This is a genomic window from Kitasatospora sp. NPDC058032 (genome assembly GCF_042885845.1).
Classification (GTDB): Bacteria; Actinomycetota; Actinomycetes; order Streptomycetales; family Streptomycetaceae; genus Kitasatospora.
Window position 1 is genome coordinate 92846 of sequence record NZ_JBHVRK010000012.1, and the last position, 19531, is coordinate 112376.

The 19531-nt window shown below is 74.8% G+C and carries 18 protein-coding genes; 11 read left to right on the forward strand and 7 right to left on the reverse strand.

The genetic code is table 11. The features are described 5' to 3' along the window. Positions 1–475: 475 nt before the first annotated feature. The 6 genes from ACFVUH_RS20630 to ACFVUH_RS20655 all read left to right on the forward strand — a co-directional run bounded on the left by ACFVUH_RS20630 (position 476) and on the right by ACFVUH_RS20655 (position 5937). Entirely contained in the window at positions 476–2152 is a 1677-nt protein-coding gene (locus tag ACFVUH_RS20630; protein ID WP_387914788.1) for an ATP-binding protein, read from the forward strand. After that, complete coding sequence (locus tag ACFVUH_RS20635) at positions 2149–2556, forward strand: roadblock/LC7 domain-containing protein (RefSeq protein ID WP_387914789.1); 408 nt, start codon at positions 2149–2151, stop codon at positions 2554–2556. Before ACFVUH_RS20630 ends, ACFVUH_RS20635 begins: the two co-directional genes overlap by 4 nt. Next, entirely contained in the window at positions 2553–2912 is a 360-nt protein-coding gene (locus ACFVUH_RS20640; RefSeq protein ID WP_355369444.1) for a DUF742 domain-containing protein, read from the forward strand. Before ACFVUH_RS20635 ends, ACFVUH_RS20640 begins: the two co-directional genes overlap by 4 nt. Beyond that, positions 2893–3513 carry an ATP/GTP-binding protein gene (locus ACFVUH_RS20645; protein WP_387914790.1) on the forward strand — a complete coding sequence of 207 codons (621 nt, stop codon included), beginning with the start codon at positions 2893–2895 and terminating at the stop codon, positions 3511–3513. The genes ACFVUH_RS20640 and ACFVUH_RS20645 overlap by 20 nt, the downstream gene beginning before the upstream one ends. Before the next feature lie 62 nt (positions 3514–3575). Continuing rightward, a complete protein-coding gene (locus ACFVUH_RS20650) occupies positions 3576–5168 on the forward strand; it encodes a cytochrome P450 (RefSeq protein WP_387914791.1) in 1593 nt (530 codons plus the stop codon). A 118-nt stretch (positions 5169–5286) separates the two neighbouring features. Then, a complete protein-coding gene (locus ACFVUH_RS20655) occupies positions 5287–5937 on the forward strand; it encodes a dihydrofolate reductase family protein (protein WP_387914792.1) in 651 nt (216 codons plus the stop codon). 108 nt (positions 5938–6045) lie between these two features. On the opposite strand, the gene ACFVUH_RS20660 is transcribed toward ACFVUH_RS20655, so the two are convergent. Then, positions 6046–6831, reverse strand: coding sequence for an alpha/beta fold hydrolase (locus tag ACFVUH_RS20660; protein ID WP_387914793.1), 786 nt, complete (start codon positions 6829–6831; stop codon positions 6046–6048). Between the two features lie 216 nt (positions 6832–7047). Here ACFVUH_RS20660 and ACFVUH_RS20665 point away from each other — a divergent pair, with 216 nt between their 5' ends. Beyond that, positions 7048–7512, forward strand: coding sequence for a hypothetical protein (locus ACFVUH_RS20665; RefSeq protein ID WP_387914794.1), 465 nt, complete (start codon positions 7048–7050; stop codon positions 7510–7512). 65 nt (positions 7513–7577) lie between these two features. On the opposite strand, the gene ACFVUH_RS20670 is transcribed toward ACFVUH_RS20665, so the two are convergent. Then, positions 7578–8120, reverse strand: coding sequence for a hypothetical protein (locus ACFVUH_RS20670; RefSeq protein WP_387914795.1), 543 nt, complete (start codon positions 8118–8120; stop codon positions 7578–7580). Positions 8121–8296: 176 nt separating this feature from the next. Between ACFVUH_RS20670 and ACFVUH_RS20675 the strand changes: the two genes are divergently transcribed. Next, the gene (locus ACFVUH_RS20675) at positions 8297–11134 is read left to right on the forward strand and encodes a BTAD domain-containing putative transcriptional regulator (RefSeq protein ID WP_387914796.1); all 2838 of its coding nucleotides are present in this window, start codon (positions 8297–8299) and stop codon (positions 11132–11134) included. 192 nt (positions 11135–11326) lie between these two features. Next, positions 11327–12724, forward strand: coding sequence for a carbohydrate-binding protein (locus ACFVUH_RS20680; RefSeq protein ID WP_387914797.1), 1398 nt, complete (start codon positions 11327–11329; stop codon positions 12722–12724). Positions 12725–12999: 275 nt separating this feature from the next. On the opposite strand, the gene ACFVUH_RS20685 is transcribed toward ACFVUH_RS20680, so the two are convergent. Then, positions 13000–13644, reverse strand: coding sequence for a GNAT family N-acetyltransferase (locus ACFVUH_RS20685; RefSeq protein WP_387914798.1), 645 nt, complete (start codon positions 13642–13644; stop codon positions 13000–13002). A 241-nt stretch (positions 13645–13885) separates the two neighbouring features. On the opposite strand from ACFVUH_RS20685, the gene ACFVUH_RS20690 reads away from it, so the two are divergent. After that, on the forward strand, positions 13886–14437 hold the full coding sequence (locus ACFVUH_RS20690; RefSeq protein ID WP_387914799.1) for a YceI family protein: 552 nt from the start codon (positions 13886–13888) through the stop codon (positions 14435–14437). 101 nt (positions 14438–14538) lie between these two features. On the opposite strand, the gene ACFVUH_RS20695 is transcribed toward ACFVUH_RS20690, so the two are convergent. Together ACFVUH_RS20695 and ACFVUH_RS20700 are read right to left on the reverse strand one after the other, a co-directional pair. Next, on the reverse strand, positions 14539–14964 hold the full coding sequence (locus tag ACFVUH_RS20695) for a hypothetical protein (protein WP_355369424.1): 426 nt from the start codon (positions 14962–14964) through the stop codon (positions 14539–14541). Between the two features lie 197 nt (positions 14965–15161). Further along, the gene (locus tag ACFVUH_RS20700) at positions 15162–16115 is read right to left on the reverse strand and encodes a glutathione S-transferase C-terminal domain-containing protein (protein WP_387914800.1); all 954 of its coding nucleotides are present in this window, start codon (positions 16113–16115) and stop codon (positions 15162–15164) included. A 515-nt stretch (positions 16116–16630) separates the two neighbouring features. Between ACFVUH_RS20700 and ACFVUH_RS20705 the strand changes: the two genes are divergently transcribed. Next, positions 16631–16990 carry a cyclic-phosphate processing receiver domain-containing protein gene (locus tag ACFVUH_RS20705; RefSeq protein WP_387914801.1) on the forward strand — a complete coding sequence of 120 codons (360 nt, stop codon included), beginning with the start codon at positions 16631–16633 and terminating at the stop codon, positions 16988–16990. Between the two features lie 127 nt (positions 16991–17117). Here the strand turns inward: ACFVUH_RS20705 and ACFVUH_RS20710 are convergent, their stop codons facing one another. Then, entirely contained in the window at positions 17118–17594 is a 477-nt protein-coding gene (locus ACFVUH_RS20710; protein ID WP_355369418.1) for a hypothetical protein, read from the reverse strand. A 286-nt stretch (positions 17595–17880) separates the two neighbouring features. Then, complete coding sequence (locus tag ACFVUH_RS20715; protein ID WP_387914802.1) at positions 17881–19425, reverse strand: MFS transporter; 1545 nt, start codon at positions 19423–19425, stop codon at positions 17881–17883. Positions 19426–19531 lie beyond the last annotated feature (106 nt).

Genomic DNA, 19531 nt, shown 5'->3' on the forward strand with positions numbered 1-19531 from the left:
CACGCCCCCAGAACAAGGAACCGTCCTCGAACTCCCGTCATCCGCCCGGAGGGCGGCCCGGGCGGCTCCCCCGGCCTTCGGCGACCGACGACAACGCGGTGTCGGGGCGCCTCCCGGCCGCCGGGCTGGCGACGGGTCGCCCGGCAGGCGGGAGGTCGGGGACAGCCCGTAGCACGAAAGGTCGCGTGCCGGCGGCAAGTTCACCGGGAGTCCGCTCGCATTGGCGAACTGGGCGTGGGCGCCCGTGCGTGGCGGGCGGCGCACGGTAAACCTGAGGCCGACACCGGCCCGGTCGCGGGCCCGGGAGTCCGGCCGGACCGCTCCCGCCGGCGCGCGCAGCGCACGGCCACGGCGGTTCCGGCGCCACCCGCCCCTGCCCGGACCGCACAGGCCTCCCGGGCCGACCGACCGTCCCCTCCCCCCGTCCCCTCCCCGCCCGTCGACCTTCGACCTTCGACCGTTTTGAGGATGCTGAATGCTAGGTGCTGGTTCGTCACCCGGACGCCGGCGCTCCGCCCCCGTGCTCGTCTGGCTCCTGCCCACCCTCGCGACGGCCGCCGTCGCCTCCGTCACGGTGGCCGCGGCCTCGCCCGACGCCCGTACCGGGGTGGCCCTGTGCGCGGTGGTGGGCACCCTGGCGGTGATCCTGGTCGCCGCCGAGGCCGCCCGCCGGGGCCGGGCGGCGGAGGAACTGCGTGCCCGGGCGAGCCGGCGCGAGGGCGAGTTGATCCGTCGGCTGGCCCGGCAGGAGACCGAGTACCTCCGGATGGCCAAGTCCGTCCTGCCGGCCGCGATGACCAGGTTCTCGGCGGGCGAGGGCCTGGACAGGGTCGTCAACGCGTACGCGCTGAAGGACGTCACGGTCACCGCCGAGTTCCGGGCGGCGCAGACGACCCTGCTGCGCTCCGTGCTGCAGACGGTCGAGAACGAGGAGGCGATGCGCGAGGCCGCCCAGCAGGCCTTCGTCAACATCGCCCGCCGCGTGCAGGCGATCGTCCACCGACAGGCCGCCGAGCTGCGCAGCATGGAGTACGCGCACGGCAACACCCCCGCCGTCTTCGACGACCTGCTGCTGCTCGACCACGGCAACGCCCTCATCGGCCGCCTCGCCGACAGCATCGCGGTGCTCGGCGGCGCCCGGCCGGGCCGTCAGTGGAACAAGCCGGTGCCGCTGTACAGCGTGCTGCGCGGCGGCATGTCCCGCATCCTCGACTTCGAGCGGATCGAGCTGCACCCGGTCTCGGACGTCGCCGTGGTCGGCCCGGCCGTGGAACCGCTCATCCACGCGGTGGCCGAACTCCTGGACAACGCCACCCGCTACTCCCCGCCGCACACCCTGGTGCACCTGACCGCGGTCGAGGTGCAGAGCGGCATCGCGATCGAGATCGAGGACGGCGGCCTCAGCCTCAGCGAGGAGGGCCGGGCCCGGGCCGAGCGGATGCTCGCGGAGGCGCAGGCCGGCATGGACCTCAACGACCTCGGCGAGACGCCGCGGCTCGGCCTCGCGGTCGTCGGCCGGCTCTGCCGCGCGTACGGCTTCCAGGTCTCGCTGCGGCCGTCGGCCTACGGCGGGGTGCGGGCGGTGCTGGTCTTCCCGCAGCGCCTGCTCACCACCGCTCACGCGACCGGGCGCGCGCACGGCATCGGCGTCACCGGGTCGTCCGGACCGGAGCCGGTGGACGACCGCCGGCCGCACACCTCGCCGCCGCCGCGTCGCCCGCTCACCGGCCCGCCGCCCGGGCCGCTCGGCGGCGTGCGCATCGGCTCACCGGCCGGGTCGCTGAACCGGCCCCGCAACGGGTCGCCGAACGCGTCGCGGACCGGCTCGTCCTCGGGTGCGGACGACGTCCCGGTGGTGACCGAGTGGACCGCCACCGGTCTGCCCCGGCGCCGTCGGCACACCGGGCCGCCCGTCAGGTTCCGGTCCCCGGCCGGGAGCACTCCCGCCGGCGGCACCCCGACCGGCGGCAGGCCGGCCGGCGGCAACGGTGCCGGCGCGCCGCCCGGGGAGCCGGTGCAGCCCGGCCTCTGGCTGGCCGCCTTCACCGAGGGCATCAACGGCACCGGACCGAGCGACCATGGCAACGACCACACCAACGGCAACGGCAACGGCAACGACGACTCGACCGGAACACGGAGGGACGAGCGGTGACTCGGCCACGGACCAACCTGGACTGGCTCCTCAAGCAGCTGGCGGACGAGGTCCCGCTCGTCCGCAACGTCATCGTGCTCTCCGCCGACGGCCTGCGGATCGCCCAGCACGGCACCGCGCCCGACGCCGCCGACCGGCTCGCCGCCGCCTGCGCCGGGCTGCAGAGCCTCGCCGCCGCCGTGGGCCACGAGTTCCCGTACGGGGACGGCCGGATGCGGCTGGTGGTGATCGAGATGGGCGGCGGGTTCTTCTACCTGATGGCGGCCGGGGCCCGCGCCTACCTCGCGGTGCTCGCCGACGAGGGCGTGGACGCCGGGCTGATGGGCCAGCGGATGCGCGACCTGGTCGCGCGGATCGGCGAGCACCTCAGTACGCCTCCGCGAAGGGGCGAGCCCGTCGTATGAGCACCACCGGCCGGGACTGGGGCGAGGAGGCCCCGGAACGCTTCTACGTGGTCACGCGCGGGCACACCCAGCCGTCCGGACGGGCCGCGCTGGACCTGGTCACGCTGATCGTCTCCCGTGCGGAGCCCGCCCCCTCGATGCCGCCGGAGCACGCGGCGATCGTGCGCCTGTGCGGATCGCCGCTCTCCGTGGCGGAGGTCTCCGCCTACCTGCGGCTTCCCGTCAGCGCGGTCACCCTGCTGCTGGCGGACCTCGTGGCCGAGGAACGGGTCGAGGCGCGCGCCCCGGTCCCGGCCGCGCTACTCCCCGACCGTGCCCTGTTGGAGGCGGTGATGCATGGACTTCAGCGGCTCTGACACGGTGCTCGGGCCGGCGGACGAGGATCTGCTGCCGGACTCGGCCGCCACGGCCGTCAAGGTGGTGATCGTCGGCGGCTTCGGCGTCGGCAAGACGACCCTGGTCGGCTCGGTGAGCGAGATCCGCCCGCTGACCACCGAGGAGACGATGACCCAGGCCGGGGCGGAGGTCGACGACCTGGCCGGGATCGAACGGAAGTCCGAGACGACCGTCGCGATGGACTTCGGCCGGATCAGCATCACCGACGAGCTGGTGCTCTACCTGTTCGGCACCCCGGGCCAGGAGCGGTTCTGGTTCCTCTGGACCGGGCTCTTCGAGGGGGCACTGGGCGCGGTCGTGCTGGTCGACACCCGCCGGCTGGAGATCAGCTTCGACGTCATCGGACGGCTGGAGGACCGCGGCGTGCCGTTCGTCGTCGCCGCCAACGCCTTCCCCGACGCCCCCGACTGCCCGGACGAGGAGCTGCGGCTCGCGCTCGACCTGCCGGCGGAGGTCCCGATCGTGGCGTGCGACGCCCGGGTCCGCGAGTCCGGACGGGACGTGCTGCTCGCGCTCATGCACTACCTCTACGACCTCGCGGAGCCACCGCCGGCGCAGTGAGCGCACCCCCCTGCTCCCCCGTCCCTCCCCCGCCCCGCCCGTCGACCACCCCCGGAGACACCGTGACCTCACCCTTCCGCGACGACGCCGCCCTCGCCCCGCCGGCCGGCTGCCCCGCCCACCGGGCCGGCGACCCCGGCGGCCGGGACCGGGCCCGCCTCGATACACCCGGCTCGCTCGGCTCGCCCGGCCCGCTCGACGACCTCGGCCCCGACGAGCCCGGCCTCGACGAACTGCCCGTCGCGGGGCTCCGCCGGCTCTACGGGCCCGCGGCCGAGGCGGACCCGGCGGGCCTGTACGAGCAGCTGCGCGCCGAGTACGGCGAGGTGGCTCCCGTCCTGCTGCACGGCGACCTCCCGGCCTGGCTGGTCCTCGGCCACTCCGCGAACCTCACGGCGATGCGCACGCCCTCGCGCTTCTCCCGGGACTCGCGCCGCTGGTCGGCGTTCGAGGAGGGCCGGGTCCCGACGAACTCGCCGCTGATGCCCGTCATCGCCTGGCAGCCGCTCTGCGTCTTCGCCGACGGCGCGGAGCACCGCCGGCTGCGCGGAGCCGTCACCGACGGTCTGAACGGCACCGACCGGCGCGGGGTCCGCCGCTTCGTCACCCGCTACACCGCCGAGCTGGTCGACGGGTTCGGCGCGCGCGGCCGGGCCGATCTGGTGAGCCGGTTCGCCGAGCACCTGCCGATGCTGGTGATGACCCAGCTGGTCGGCATGCCCGAGGAGTACGGGCCGCGGCTGGTGGAGGCGGCCCGTGACCTCATGAAGGGCACCGAGACGGCGATCGCCAGCAACGACCACGTGGTCGCCGCGCTGCGCCGCACCGTCGAGCGCAAGCGCAACGACCCCGGGCCCGACCTGTGCACCCGGCTGATGCAGCACCCGGCCGGACTCACTGACGAGGAGGTGCTGGAGCACCTGCGGGTCGTCCTGCTGGCGGCGAACGAGACCACCGTCAACCTGATCGCGGACACCCTGAAGATGATCCTCACCGACGAGCGGTTCCGCGAGCACCTGTCGGGCGGTCACATGACCGTGCCGGACGCGCTGGACCAGGTGCTGTGGGACGCCCCGCCGATGTCGCTGGTGGCCGGGCGGTGGGCGACCGGGGACACCGTGCTCGGCGGCCGGCGGATCAGGTCCGGCGACATGCTGCTGCTCGGTCTCGCCGCCGGGAACGTCGACCCGGTGGTGCGGCCCGACGTGGCGAAGCCGCTGCACGGCAACCGCTCCCACCTGTCCTTCGGCAGCGGCCCGCACGAGTGCCCCGGCCAGGACATCGGCCGGGCCATCGCGGAGTCCGGGATCGACTGCCTGCTCACCCTGCTGCCGGACCTGCGCCTCGCCGTCCCCGAGTCGGAGCTGGCCTGGACCTCGGCCTGGCTGTCGCGCCACCTGGTCGAGCTGCCGGTGGAGTTCACGCCGCCCGACCAGCAGCCGGGTGCGGCGGCGTACGCCAGGGAGGCAGCCGCGCCTGTGCCCGCCACCCCGCCCGCCGAGCCGCGTCCGGTGGAGCCGGTCGAGGTGGTGGGGGCCGACGACGGGGACGAGGCGGGAGGGACGGGCGAGACGGGCGAGACGGACGAGGTGCCGCCCGTTCCCCGGTCGCAGCGCGGGTGGTGGGACTCCCTCACCGGGTGGCTGCGACGCTGACCGCCGTACCGGGGACGCCCCCGGTGGGCGCGCCCCCGGTGCGGGGACGGCGGGCGCGGCTAGAGTCGGCCCGGACCCGCCGACCACCGCGCGGCGCCGACCGTCGAAGGGTGTCCCCGTGTCCCTGGTTCGCGTCCACAACCTCTCCCTCTCGCTCGACGGCTACGGCACGGGCGAGGGCCAGAGCCTGGAAGCCCCGTTCGGCCACGCGGGCGACCGGCTGCACCGCTGGTTCTTCCCCACCCGGACCTTCCACACCATTCTCGGCAAGGAGGGCGGCGACACCGGCGTCGAGGACGCCGTCGCGCACACCTGGAACGACGGCATCGGCGCGGAGATCATGGGCCGCAACAAGTTCGGCCCGCAGCGCGGCCCCTGGCAGGAGTACGAGTGGAAGGGCTGGTGGGGCCCCAATCCCCCGTTCCACACCCCGGTGTTCATCATGACCCACCACCCCAGGCCCAGTGTGGAGATGGCGGGCGGCACCACCTTCCACTTCGTCGACGGCTCCCCGCACGAGGTGCTGGCCCAGGCCCGGGAGGCCGCCGCGGGCCTGGACGTCCGCATCGGCGGCGGCCCGACCACCGTCCGCGCCTTCCTCGCCGCCGACCTGGTCGACCACCTGCACGTCGCCGTGGTCCCGATCCTGCTCGGACGCGGCGAGCGCCTCTGGGACGGCCTCGAAGGCCTGGAGCAGCGCTTCCACGTCGAGTCCTTCACCGCCCCGAGCGGCGTCACCCATCTGACCTTCACCCGCCACCCGGCCTGAGCCGTCCGGCGACCGCGAGCTGCGGCAGCCACCTCAGCGGTTTCGGCCCGCCCATCGGTGGCATGGGCTGCGGGGCCGGCGTGACCATGGACGCTTGTCCTGCCCGTCCTACTCGGCGAGGTGGGGCTCCAGGACGGCGAGCAACTCGGTGGGGGCGTCGACCGGGACGAGGTGGCCGGCGGTGGGGAACTCGACCAGGGTGGCACCGGGGATCGCGGCGGCGTAGCGGCGGGCGATGTCGCGGAAGTCGGGGACGTCGAGGGCGCCGGGGCCGACCAGGGTGGGGACGGTGATGGTGGCGAGGTCGCCGGTGGCCACGCCCTGGGAGTGCTCGCCGACGACGGCCTGGTTGGCCAGGGCCGTCCGCAGCGGGTCGCGCAGGCGGTCGGCCGTGCCGGGCGCCACCTCGTCCCAGGAGCGGGCCGGGCCGCGCACCCACATGTCCAGGTTGACGCGGACGGCGGCGTCGAGGTCGCCCGCGGCCAGGGCCGCCGTCTCGGCCTCGTCGTAGGCGATCATCTCGGCCGACCAGGGGTAGCGCGGCCACGGTGCGGCGAGCACGGCCAGCGAGTGGACCCGTTCGGGGTGGGTGAGGGTGAAGTCCACGGCCACCCGGCCGCCCCAGGAGGAGCCGACCAGGCGGACGCGCTCGTGGCCGAGGTGGTCCAGGAGGCGGCGCAGGTCGTCGCTCTCGCGGAACGGTCCGGCCGGGGGTGCGGACTCGCCGAAGCCGCGCAGGTCGTACCGGATGACGGTGTGCCGCCGCGCGAGCGCGGGGGCGACCGCGTCCCACATGCGGTGGTCGGCGATGCCGGCGTGCACGAGCACCACGGGCGGACCGTCGCCGGCGACGACGTAGGAGAGGTGGCCGAGGTCGTCGGCGAGTGTGATCATCCGCAGATCGTCGCAGCGGACGGGCGCACGCGCCACCCGTTGACAATCGTCACGGTGCCGTCCGGTGCGCCCCCGCCCGCCCGGGTGCGCCCCGGACGGGACCCGGATGGGACCGCCCGGTGAGGTTTACCGTTCCCTCCGGGGTGCCATATCCGAGGCTGCGAGCCCGATCCGGCGGTCGGCCGAGCCGGGCCGACCGAGGGAGGGGACACCCGTATGACAGACACCCACCGGTCCGCGCTGCGGTACACCGCCGACATCACCGCGGAGGACATCGACGGCCTGGCCGGTTTCATCGGCCGGCGGATCGTGCTGCTGCGCGCGGCGGCCGGCGCGCCGGGGAGCGAGGAGGAGCGGATCGGGGACGCGCTGTCCCGGACGGTGGCGGCCCTGACCCGCAGCGCGCGGGAGGTGCTCCGCGCGCTCACCGCCCTGGCCGCGGCGGCGGCCGGGGCGGCGGAGGAGGCCGCATCGGGCCCGGGCGGCCGGGCCCGGTCCGGCGACGACGCGGTGGAGGAGCTGATGGTCCGGCTCAGCACGCTGTGGCGCTACCTGCTGACGGCCGCCGAGGCATGGAGCCACCTGCCGGACTACGACGTGGCGCGCTGGCGGCTCGACAACCACCTGGACGCCGAGCACGAGGCCCGGGCCCGCTGGCTGGCGGCCGGCGAGGCCTGGTAGCGGCGCAGGACCGGCCCCGGCCCGGGTGGGCGGGGCCGGCCACGGGAGTGGTGGGGCGGCGGTGGTCAGTCCCAGGGGTTGGCGGCCTGGTCGTTGATGTTCACCCAGAAGCGGACGTTCTTGGGCAGGTTGCCGTTGGCCCAGAACGTCCAGCCGCCGTTCTCCGAGTAGTTGGGGCCGTAGTGCCCGTCGTGGAACTCGGCCTGCCGCCAGTTGCGGCCGAACTGCTGGCGGCAGATGGTGTTGGCCGCCTCCGGGCTGGTCAGCTCCGTTCCCTTGACCGGGCGGCTGATCTCCACCTCGCCCAGGGCCCAGCCGTTGTAGAAGCCGATGACGATCCCGGGCGGGGCCGGGCGCCGGTCCTGGTTGAGGCAGAGCACCGGCAGCGAGTTCCAGGCCGGGGTGTCACCGTTGTACGGGTCGCTGGCGGTACCGCCGGGGCCGCCGACCTGGACGGCGTAGCCCGCACCGTAGTTGAGGAGCTCCCAGGTCAGGCCGGGGTGGTTGGCCGTGGTGGTGGCCTGCGCGGCCGGAGCGGCGGTCAGCGGGGCGAGGGCGGCCACGGCGGTCGCGGCCGCGACGGCGGCGAAGCGCTTGATGCGGTTCATCGGTCTGTTCCTCCAGGGAACTCCGGGGCGGGGTGATCACGGTGCCGTTCCCTGCGGGGCCGGCACACATCGACCCTCTCAACCGCTCGCACGATTCTGGCATGATCTAGTCATCAGATCGTCACCAAACGCGACGGTCCGACAGCGGTGTGCAGGACCCTGGGGAGGGGAAGCGCATGGAGTTCGCGATTCTGGGACCGCTGGAAGTCCGGACCGGCGGGGGCGAGCGGGTCCGGCTGGGGGGCGTACGGCAGGAGCGGCTGCTCGCCGCCCTGCTCCTCAACGCGGGCGGCGCCGTACCGGTGGCCCGGCTGGTGGACGCGGTCTGGGACGAGCGCCCGCCCGCCACCGCCGACCGCCAGGTCCGCAACCTGGCCGGGCTGCTGCGCCGCGGCTTCCGGCAGGCCGACCCGGCCGGGCCGCCCGCGCTGCTCACCGACGGACGCGGCTACCGCATCCGGCTCGACGGCCACCGGCTGGACGCCCGGACCTTCGCCGACGCGGTCGCCCGCTCCCGCCGGACGGCCGCCGCCGGGCAGCCCGCCGCGGCGGTGGAGGAACTGCGCGAGGCCCTGGCGCTGTGGCGCGGGCCCGTGCTCGACGGACTGGCGGGACAGCCGATCGCGGCGGGCGCCGTGCCGCTGGACGAACTCCGGCTCACCGCCTGGGAGGAGCGCCTCGACCTGGAGGCCGGGCTCGGCCGGCACCGGGCGAGCATCCCCGAACTCACCGCGCTGGTCGCCGACCATCCGCTGCGGGAGCGGTTCGTCGGGCAGCTGATGCGGGCGCTGCACGCCTGCGGGCGCACCGCCGACGCGCTGACCGCGCACCGGCGTTTCACCACCCGACTGGCGGAGGAGCTGGGGCTCGACCCGAGCCCGGAACTGCGGCGGCTGCACCTGGAGTTGCTCAGCACCGAGGCGGTCCGCGAGGACGGGCCGGGCCCGCACCGGGGGGACGGGTCGCGCCGCGCACCGGCCCGGGACGTCCCTCCCCCGGTACCCCGGGCGGCGCCGCCCCGGCCCGCCCAACTGCCGCCCCCGCTCGCCACCTTCACCGGACGCGACAGCGAACTCGCCGGCCTCGACGCCTTCGCCGACGCCGCCGCGCCGTCGGCCGCCCCGTCCGGCGCCGCCCCCGTGGCCCCCGCCGCGCCCGCCGGGCGAATCTGCGCCGTCTCCGGCAGCGCCGGGATCGGCAAGAGCACGCTGGTCGTCCAGTGGGCGCACCGGCGGCGCGAGCACTTCCCCGGCGGCCAGCTCTACGCCGACCTGCACGGCTTCTCCGCCGAACCGCCGCTGCCGCCGCACGCCGTGCTGGCCCGCTTCCTGCGCGCCCTCGGGGTGCCCGGCGAGCAGGTGCCGAGCGTCCCCGAGGAGGCCGCCGCGCTCTACCGCTCGCTGCTGGCCGGCCAGCGGGTCCTGGTCGTCCTGGACAACGCGCGCAGCGCGGAACAGGTCCGCCTGCTGCTCCCGGGCGCGCCGGAGTGCCTGACCGTGGTCACCAGCCGCTCCGGGCTGGCCGGGCTGACCGCCCGGGACGGCGCCCGTCCGCTGGCCCTGGACCTGATGCCGGCGCGCGACGCCGTCGCCCTGCTGGACCGCGTCATCGGCGGCCGGCGGGCCCGGTCCGAGCCGGCCGCCGTCGCCGAACTGGCCGCCGTCTGCGGCCGGTTGCCGCTCGCCCTGGCCATCGCGGCCAGCCGGCTCGCCGAACGCCCCGGGCGGACCGTCGCCGACCACGTCGCCGAACTGCGCGACACCGGCGACCGGCTCACCGCGCTGGCGATCGACGGCGACGCCACCTCGGCCGTCCGCGCCGCACTCGACCTCTCCTACCGCGCCCTGCCCGCCACCGCCCGCACCCTGTTCCGGCTGCTGTCGCTCGCCCCCGGCCCCGGCCTGTCCACGGCCGCCGCCGCCGCGCTCTGCGGCGAACGCGCCGCCGTCGTGCGCCCCGTCCTGGAACAGCTGACCACCGCCCACCTGCTCACCCACGAGGGCGGGGACCGCTACCGGCTGCACGACCTGCTGCGCCTGTACGCCGCCGAGCGCGCCGAGGCCGAGACCGGCCGGGCGGTGCGCACCGCCGCCCGCGAACGGCTCGGCACCTGGTACCTGCACCACGCCGACGCCGCCGCCCGGCTGCTCACCCCGCGCCGCCGGCGGATCCCGCTCGCCCCGCCCGGGCCGTGGTACGAACCGCCCACGTTCGGCACCGCCGCCGAGGCCCAGCGGTGGTGCGAGAGCGAGCACACCCACGTCCTGGCCGTGGTGCGCGCCGCCGCCGGGCACGGCCCCGACGACCTGGCCTGGCGGCTGCCGGTGGTCCTGTGGAGCTACTACTTCACCAGCCCGCACCTGGACGACCGGGAGGAGGCGGCCCGCCTCGCGGTGGCGGCGGCCGAACGGGCCGGCGACCGCTACGGCGAGGGCCACGCCCGCAACGACCTCGCCACGGCGCTCGGCGCGCTCGGCCGGCACGACGAGACGCTGGCCGAACTCCGGCTCTCCCGCGCCCTGTTCGCCTCGATCGGGGACCGGGACGGCGAGGCCGATGTGATCGGCCACCTGGGCGACCACTGTCTCAGCACCGGCGCCTACGGTCAGGCGCGGCTGTACTACCAGGGGGCGCTGGCGCTGCTCCGGGCGCAGCCGGAGGACCGGCGGGACGACTGGGCGATCCGGGTGTGCGAGACCAACATCGGGGTCACCGCGATGCTGACGGGCCGGGGCCGGGAGGCGGGCGAGTACCTGCACCGGGCGCTGGACCGCCACCGCTCCACCGGGGACCCGGTGCTGGAGGGCATCACGCTCTACCACCTGGGGGACCACCACCGTCGGCTGGACCATCCCGAGCAGGCGGCGGAGCGGCTGCGGCAGGCCCTCGCGGTGATCGACGGGACGACCGGCAATCCTCGGCTGCGGGCCGACGTTCTGGCGGCGCTGGCCGCGCTGGGCGAGCCTGCCGACCCTGCGGAGCCGCCCGGGGCGGCGGGCCGGGAACCGTGCTGACGGGACGGGGGCGGTCTTGACGAAACGGTCCACGAAAAGGTGTTCTGTACCACGGAGCCGGCCCGTCGGCGTGCGCGCGGTCCCGGTGGGGGTATAGCCCGGGGCCGTACCCCCGGGTGACATCTCCCCCGTCGGCGGACGAGGCTCCTACGGTTTCCCGCAACCCCCACACCCCGAACGCGGGAGACCCCCATGCTCCGACGACCCGCCAGGGCCGCGTGCGCCGTCCTGGCCACCACCGCCCTCGCACTGACGGCACTTCAGGGCACCGCCGGTGCCGCCGCCGCGGACCCCGCCTCCGGCCCGGCCGTCCGGGCCGCCGCCGCGGCCGTGGCGGCCGCACCGGAAACCCTCGGCGTGGCCGCCGCCACGCCCGAGGTGCTCGACGCGTTGCAGCGCGACCTCGGACTGACGGCCGGCCAGGCGCGCTCCCGGCTGGCCAACGAGGCCCGGGCCGGAGCCAGGGCCGGGGCGCTCGCCCAGGGCCTGGGCGGCAGCTGGGCCGGCTCCTGGGTGGAGGGCGCCGACGCGGCCACGCTGGCCGTCGCCACCACCCGGGCCGCCGACGCCGCGACGATCCGCGCCGCCGGCGCCCGGCCGGTGCTCGTCGCCCACCCGCTGGCCGCGCTGGAGGGCGCGCTGGCCGCGCTCGACCGGGCCGCCGGGCACGGCGCCGCGGGCCGGACCGACGCGCTCGCCGCCGCGGTGCGCTACGTCGACGTGCGCAGCAACACCGTGGTGGTGCGGGCCACCGACCCGGCCGCGGCCGAGCGGCTGGTCTCCGCCGCCGGGGTGGACCGGGCGGCCGTCCGGGTGGAGGCGGTGGCCGAGGCCCCGCGCCCGCTCTACGACCTGCGCGGCGGCGACGCCTACTACATCGACAACAGCAGCCGCTGCTCGATCGGCTTCCCGATCACCCGGGGAAGCACCCAGGGCTTCGTCAGCGCGGGCCACTGCGGCCGCGCGGGCTCCAGCACGACCGGGTCCAACCAGGTCTCCCAGGGCACCTTCCAGGCCTCGATCTTCCCGGGCAACGACATGTCCTGGGTCGCCACCAACAGCAGCTGGACGGCGACCCCGTACGTGAACAGCGCGTCCGGCGCCGTGAGCGGATCGGTGCTCCAGCAGGTCGGCGCCTCGGTCTGCCGCTCCGGCTCCACCACCGGCTGGCACTGCGGGACCATCCAGCAGCACGGCACCAGCGTCACCTACCAGGAGGGCACCGTCTCCGGCGTGACCCGCACCACTGTGTGCGCCGAGCCCGGTGACTCGGGCGGATCGTTCATCTCCGGCACGCAGGCGCAGGGCGTGACCTCGGGCGGCACCGGCAACTGCTCGCAGGGCGGCACCACGTACTTCCAGCCGGTCAACCCGATCCTGCAGGGCTACGGCCTGACGCTGAAGACGGACTCCCAGGGCCCCGGCCCCGGCGGCCCGGGCAACCCCGGCGGCACCTGGGCGGCCGGCACCGTCTACCAGGCCGGTGACACGGTGACCTACGGCGGCACCGCCTACCGCTGCCTCCAGGGCCACCAGGCGCAGGTCGGCTGGGAGCCGCCGAACGCGCCGGCGCTCTGGCAGGCCGCCTGACCTCCGGCGGACGGCGGGGTGGCCGTACGGCCGCCCCGGCCGCAGGAGCACGGCGCGACGGCGGGCCGCAGCTGTGAGACCTTGGACGGGGGCGAACCACCTAGGAGGCCCGATGTCCTCGAAGCGTCGCCGCAAGAAGAGGGCCCGCCGCAAAGGCGCCAACCACGGCAAGCGGCCGCAGTGCTGAACCGGCGCCGAGCCGTTTGCTGCCGCCCTTGCCGTCGCCCGTGACGCCGCGCCGGTCCGGACCTCCGTCCGGAGCGGCGCGGCGGCGTTCACGCTTCGGGCGCGTAGGAGAAGCTCGCCATGGGGGCGCGCACGCTCCAGCCGAGCGCCGTGTACAGCGCCCGCCCCTCGGGGGTGCCGACCAGGATGCCGGTGACGGCCCCGCCCCGGTGCCCGGCGTCCTGGAGGGCCCGCATCACCAGCGAGCCGAGCCCCCGGCGGCGGTGCCCGGGGTCGGTCTCGATCTGGTCGGCGACGGCGGTCGCCCCGGTGACGGCGAGCCGGCCGCGGGCCGCGAACCGGCCGTCCCCGGTGCGGACCAGCACCCGGACCACGCCGCCGCGCCACCGACTGGTGAGGGTGTATCCGGCCGGCACCACCGGGCTCCCGGCGGCGAGCGGCACGGTCATCAGGTAGCCGGGCACGTCGTGGTGCCAGCCGGGGCCGAGCCAGGGGCGGACGGTGTCGTCGTCGGCGAAGAGCTTCAGCCAGGTGCCCGGCGCGGTGGTGGCCGCGACCAGCTTCCGGACGTCGGCCTCGGTGGGTTCCGGCAGGACGTGCCGGGCCACCTGTCCGGGCTGCCCGACGTCGATGCTCCAGCCCCAGGGCTCGTCCACCGGATCGGCCGCGCCCCGCGAAACGATCCAGCCCTCGACCCATGCCCGCACCAGCTCGTTGACGGTGGGCTCGTCCACCTGCCACCCCCTGTAATAGCCACGCATCGAGTTGATATCTTACGCACCGCCGGTGGCACCGGAAGCGGAGCGGCGGTCCGCCCGGCCCCCGCCCGCCCCGTGCGCCGAGGAGTACGACATCGCCGCCAACAGCTGCGGGGCAACCTGCCGCAGGCCTTCGTACACGCGATGATGCTGGAGTGCGCGGCCGGACCGGCCGCGCCGCCGTCCTGACGGATCCACACCAGCACGGAGGCACACCATGACCGCCCCGCTTCCCGACCTCACCGGCGACTACGTGCTCGACCCCGCCCACACCCGGATCGGCTTCGTCGCCCGCCACGCGATGGTGACCAAGGTCCGGGGCTCGTTCACGGCCTTCGAGGGCACCGCCCACCTGGACGGCGGTGACCCGGCCCGCTCGGCCGGCCAGGTGACCATCAAGTCCGAGAGCATCGAGACCGGCGTCGCACAGCGCGACCAGCACCTGCGCACCAACGACTTCCTCGACGCCCCCACCTACCCCGAGATCACCTTCCGCAGCACCTCGGTCGAACCGCGCTCCGACAGCGACTTCCGGGTGACCGGCGACCTCACCATCAAGGAGACCACCCGCCCGGTCACCATCGACTTCGAGTACACCGGCAACGCCGTCGACCCGTACGGCAACCTGCGCGTGGGGCTGGAGGGTTCGGTGACGATCAGCCGCAAGGAGTTCGGCATCACCTGGAACGCGGCGCTGGAGGGCGGTGGCGTCCTGGTCGGCGACAAGGTCGTCCTGGAGTTCGACATCTCCGCGATCAAGCAGGCATAGGGCCTCCGGCACGCCGGACGGGGTGCCCCCGGGGCTGCCCGGGTGGGCCCCGTCCGCCCGCAGGTGCCGCTCCCGCGCGCCGACGCCGGAAGCGGCCGGGTTCAGGACGCGGCCACGCGCGCCGCCTCCAACTCGGCCACCAGCCGCTTGACCCGCCTGTTGGTCCCGCCCGAGCTGTGCCCCGACAGCATGTGCAGTTCGTCCGAGCCGCCGGAGGCCAGCACCAGCTCCGGGACGTCGGACGAGTAGACGTTGCCCGACAGGACGGCCACCCGCACCTCCCGGATCTCCGACCACGCGTAGGAGCGCGCCCCGAGCAGTCCGGAGTACTTCAACCCGGCCGGCCCGTAGGAAACGCCGAACGCCGGCGCGCGGAACGTCAGCACCACGCCCGGCACGCCCAGGACCAGGACCGGGATCAGGTGCTGCACCTTGTGCACGCCCATCGTCAGCACCACGGCGACCAGCAGGCACGCACTGCCCATCAGGAAGTAGACGAGGGCCGTGAGAGAGCGCCTCTTCCGCATGTCCGTCCCCTTTCCGGGGGCCCGCGCCGCCGTCCGGGATCCGGACGTGCCGTTACCGCCCGTGGACAAGCATACGAACGGTGCCGCGCGGCACCGCCGTCGCGGCGCCGCGCGGGACCGGCTCCCGGAGCGCGGAGGGGCCGGCGCCCCGGGGCCGCGACTCCCCGGGGTGCCGGCCCTCCGGGGCCGTGGGCGGGTCAGCGTGTCTGCGGCCGCTCGGCCGGGGCGTTCCAGTCCGGCAGCTGCGCGCCGGGCAGCGTGAAGGTGGCGAAGTCGGTGGTGCGGTTGAACGCCTCCAGCCGGTAGAGGTCGCGCGCGTACGCCCACAGGTGCGGGTACTCGGCCAGACCCGGGTTGATCGAGCGGTCGTGGTTGGACCTGGCGTCGTAGCGCACCAGCGTCACCCAGAGCCGCACGTCCGCCTCGGTGAGCCGGTCGCCCAGCAGGTAGCGGTGCTCGGCCAGCCGGGCGTCCAGCTTCGCGAAGGCGTCCAGCAGCACGGCGCGGGCCGCGAGCCCGGCCTCGTCGGTGCCCGCCGCCGCGCCGACCCCGTGGTTGACCGCCAGGTGCAGCTCGGCGTCGAGCGCGTCGATCTCCGCGCGCAGGTCCTCCGGGTAGGTGTCGGCCCCGTTGCCCCACTCGCCGAACTGGGTGGCCAGGTCGATGCCGATGCGGGTGAAGTCGTTGCTGACCACCCGGCCGGTGTGCCGGTCCCAGAGCGTCGGCACCGAGACGTGCCCGTCGAAGCCGGGCTCGGTCCGGTCGTAGGCCTCGCGCAGCAGGGTGAAGCCGTTGACCGGGTCCGGGCCGTGGGTCTCGCGGAACGCCCAGCCCCGGCCGTCGCGCTCGCCGTCCACGTAGGAGACCGAGACGACGTCCTCCAGCCCGTTCAGCGCGAGCTGGATGGTGACGCGCTGCGCCCAGGGGCAGAACCAGCCCGCGTAGACGTGGTACCGGCCGGGCTCGGCCTTGAAGCCGCTGCTGCCGTCGGCGGTGATCCGTCCGGTGAAGCGGTAGAGCGGGCGCTCGTCGCCCGGGGCCCTGGTGATCCGGTACTCGCCGTGGACGGCGGTGTCGGCGGGGTCGGCGTACACCGCCTTCGCGGCGTCGCTCCCGGTCCCGGGATCGGTGTGCTGGAGGGTCTCGCTCATGGCTGGCTCCTTGGAGGTGAAGGCATGGTGGTGCGGCGGGAGCACGCGCGCCGGGCACCGTGTTCGTCCACCCCCGTGGGCGGACGCGGTGAGGGCAGGCCTGGCGGACAGCCGTCGCGGGGCGGGCGCGAGTGCGCGTGGAGGCAGGGGCGTTACGGGCGACAGAGGCCGGTCGGCGAGCCGACGCCGTCGATCCAGCGCCGCGCCACGAGACGGGCGCCGCGGCCGACGCCGAGAGCCCGCGGGGCCGACGGGCGGAACGCGGCCGCGCGCGATCGCGACGGGCGCCCGGAGGCCACCCGTCCGTCCCGCAGTCGGCGTGCGTGCATCGCCCGTCCGTTCGTCCGTCGAGGATCCGGCAGCTGTGGAGGTCCACCCTAGCGCTCGATCGGCTCCGCGCAGGGGCAGTTGCCCGTCCCGGTGCGAAGACGGCACGTCGCCCTCCATGGCCGGCCGCCGGTGCCGATCCTCCCTACTCCGTGGCTGTCCCGCCCGCCTGCCGCGACAATCAACCGGTGAAAGAAGCCCCCGCCTCGCCGACGCGCGTCATCCTCGGCATAGACGACCTCCGCCCCCTGCCCAGGGCCACACGGATCGCCCGCACCAGCCATGAAGGCATCCGGCTTCTGGAAGAGCACCGCAACTGCGTCATCGACGAGCTGTGGCTCGACCACGATCTCGGCGGCGACGACACGATCATGCCGGTGGTGACCCTCCTGGAAGAGGCCGCCTTCAACGGACAGCCCTTTCGGATCGGAGCCGTCCTCGTGCACAGCGCCAATCCCATCGGTGCCGAAACCGTCGTCAGGTCGCTCACCCGCTGGAACTACCGTGTCCGGCGGGCCATGGCCCCGTACTCCGGCGATGGATCGTGATCTTGAAGGCGGAGTTGTCCGGCCGCATCGGCGGCTCGGTGAGGATCCGTCCGGCAGGCCGGGGTTCCGGATCGGGCCACGCGCCGGGCGCCGGCGCCCCGCGGGGAGCCGGCGCCCGGGGTCGGCGTCAGTAGATGAGGATGTCCCAGTGGCTGCCCTCGTTGCAGTACAGGTTGCCCGACGCGGCCTGCCACTGCGGGTAGCCGTCGCTGCGGTTGCCGATGTAGGTGAAGCTGTTCTGGATGTAGCCGTCGATGCAGGAGTTGCGGGAGATGTCGACCTTGTAGCCGTTGTAGTGGCTGTAGGTGCCGGAGGCGTGGCCGACCTCGGTCCCGCCCGTGATGTTGATGGCACAGCCGCTGGCCTGCTTGAGGGTGATGACGGCGCTCACCGTGCCCGAGTTGATCTGGTCGAACGAGGTGCAGGTGGAGTTGGACCTGGTGGTGCAGCCCCCGCTGGAGCTCCAGGTGATGCCGGCGCTGCTGAACTGGCCGGCGGCCGTCGACTGCGACAGCTTGGTACCGCTGGCGCCGGCCGTGGGCGCCGCGACGGCGAGGCCGGCCACGGCCAGGGCGACGACGGTGGCTGCGGTGCGTGGCTTCATCTGCATCTCCCGGTGAGAACGGTGTTCCTCCGACTCGACCCCTGCCTCCCCCGCCATGCCTCGGCGGGACCGGAGGGCAGGAAGTCCGGCGCCGGGCCTGCGGAACCGGCCCGGGCGACAGGGTCGTACGCAGTGCTGTGACGCGGCAGTGCTCCGGCGCTAGGGCCGACCGATCGATCCGGCACCAGGATGGCCCACCGTCGTCTATGCGGGTAGACCCCGGACTGTGAATTTCGCGTGACGGGGAGCGACCGTCGACGCGTCGAAACGCCCCACGAGGTGCCGGTCAGGCCTCGGACAGGGCGGCCTCGGGCCCGGTCCGGGTGCGGTCGGTGCGGAGCAGGGTGGCGATGAGGACCGCCGCGCCGGCCATCAGGACAGCGCTGACGATCGAGGCGATCCGGGCTTCCCGGGCGAAGGCGTCGAAGGCCGCGGTCCGCAGGGAGTCGGCGGTGCTCGCCGGAAGGCCGGCGGCGGTCTCGACCGCACCGCCGAGAGTGCTCCTCGCCGCCTCCAGTTCCTCGGGCGTGAGGTCGCCGGGAGCCTCGGCGGCCAGGACCGCACGGTAGACGGTGGTACCGATGCTGCCCAGGAGCGCGATGCCCAGCGCGCCGCCGAACTCGGCCGAGGTCTCGGCCAGCGCGGAGGCCGCGCCGGCCCGTTCCGGTGGTGCGGCGGAGAGGATCACCTCGGTCACGACGGCGGAGACGGCGCCGATGCCGATCGAGACGACGGTCATGCCGCCGACGAGGTGGACGATCCCCGATCCGGCCCGGAGCAGGGTCAGCACGAGGTAGCCGGCGGTCGCCACGAGCAGCCCGGCGGCGACCACGTTGGGCTTGCCGATGCGCGGGGCGGTCGCGGTGGCCAGCGCGATGCCCACGGGCATCACCAGGAAGGTGGGCAAGGACCACAGGGCCGACTCCAACGGCCCCATGTCCAGGACGAGTTGCATGAACTGCCAGTTGAACAGGCTGAAACCGACCAGCCCGAACGTCGCCAGCGCGTCGACGAGCAGGGGCACGGTGAACCGGCGGGTGCGGAACAGCCGCGTGTCGATCATCGGGTTCGAGGCCGTGTGCTGGCGGCGCAGGAACGCCGCCCCGACGGCGAGTCCGGCGACGCAGCAGGCCACGGGGACCCACCCGACGCCGTGTTCCGCCATGGCCTTGATGCCGTAGATGACGCCGAGCACGGCCACGAGGGACATCGCGGCGCCGAGCAGGTCGAAGCGGCCCGGCTCGGGGTCGCGGTGCTCGGTGAGCAGCAGCGGGCCGAGGACCAGGAGCAGGACCATCACCGGCACGTTGACGAGGAAGACCGATCCCCACCAGAAGTGCTCCAGGAGCAGACCGCCGATGATCGGGCCGAGCACGGCGCCGCCCGCGAATCCGGCTGTCCAGATGCCGACCGCGGTGGCCCGCTGCGCGGCGTCGTGGAACATGCTCCGGATCAGCGAAAGGGTGGACGGTGCCAGCGTGGCGCCGGCGATGCCCAGGAGCATGCGGGCCGCGATGAGGGTCCCGGGGCTGGTCGAGCAGGCCGCCAGGACCGAGGCGACGCCGAAGGCCGCGGCGCCCGTGAGCAGCACCCGCCGCCGCCCGAAGCGGTCGCCGAGCGTTCCCATGGTGAGGAGCAGCCCGGCGAGGAGGAATCCGTAGGAGTCCATGATCCACAGCTGCTCGGACCCGCTCGGACCGAGGTCGGCCGCCAGGGACGGGAGGGTGATGAACATGACGGACATGTCCATGGACGCGAGCAGACAGGGCAGCACCAGGACGGCGAGACCGACCCACTCCCTGCGTCCGGCTCTTCCTTCGTGGGCGGTCATACCGTCTCCCGATCCGTGCGAGGCCCGGATGGCCTGGGCCGCCGTCCGGACGCGTACGCCGTACGCATTAACGGCATACAGAGTACGCATGCGTGCGAAAGCACGG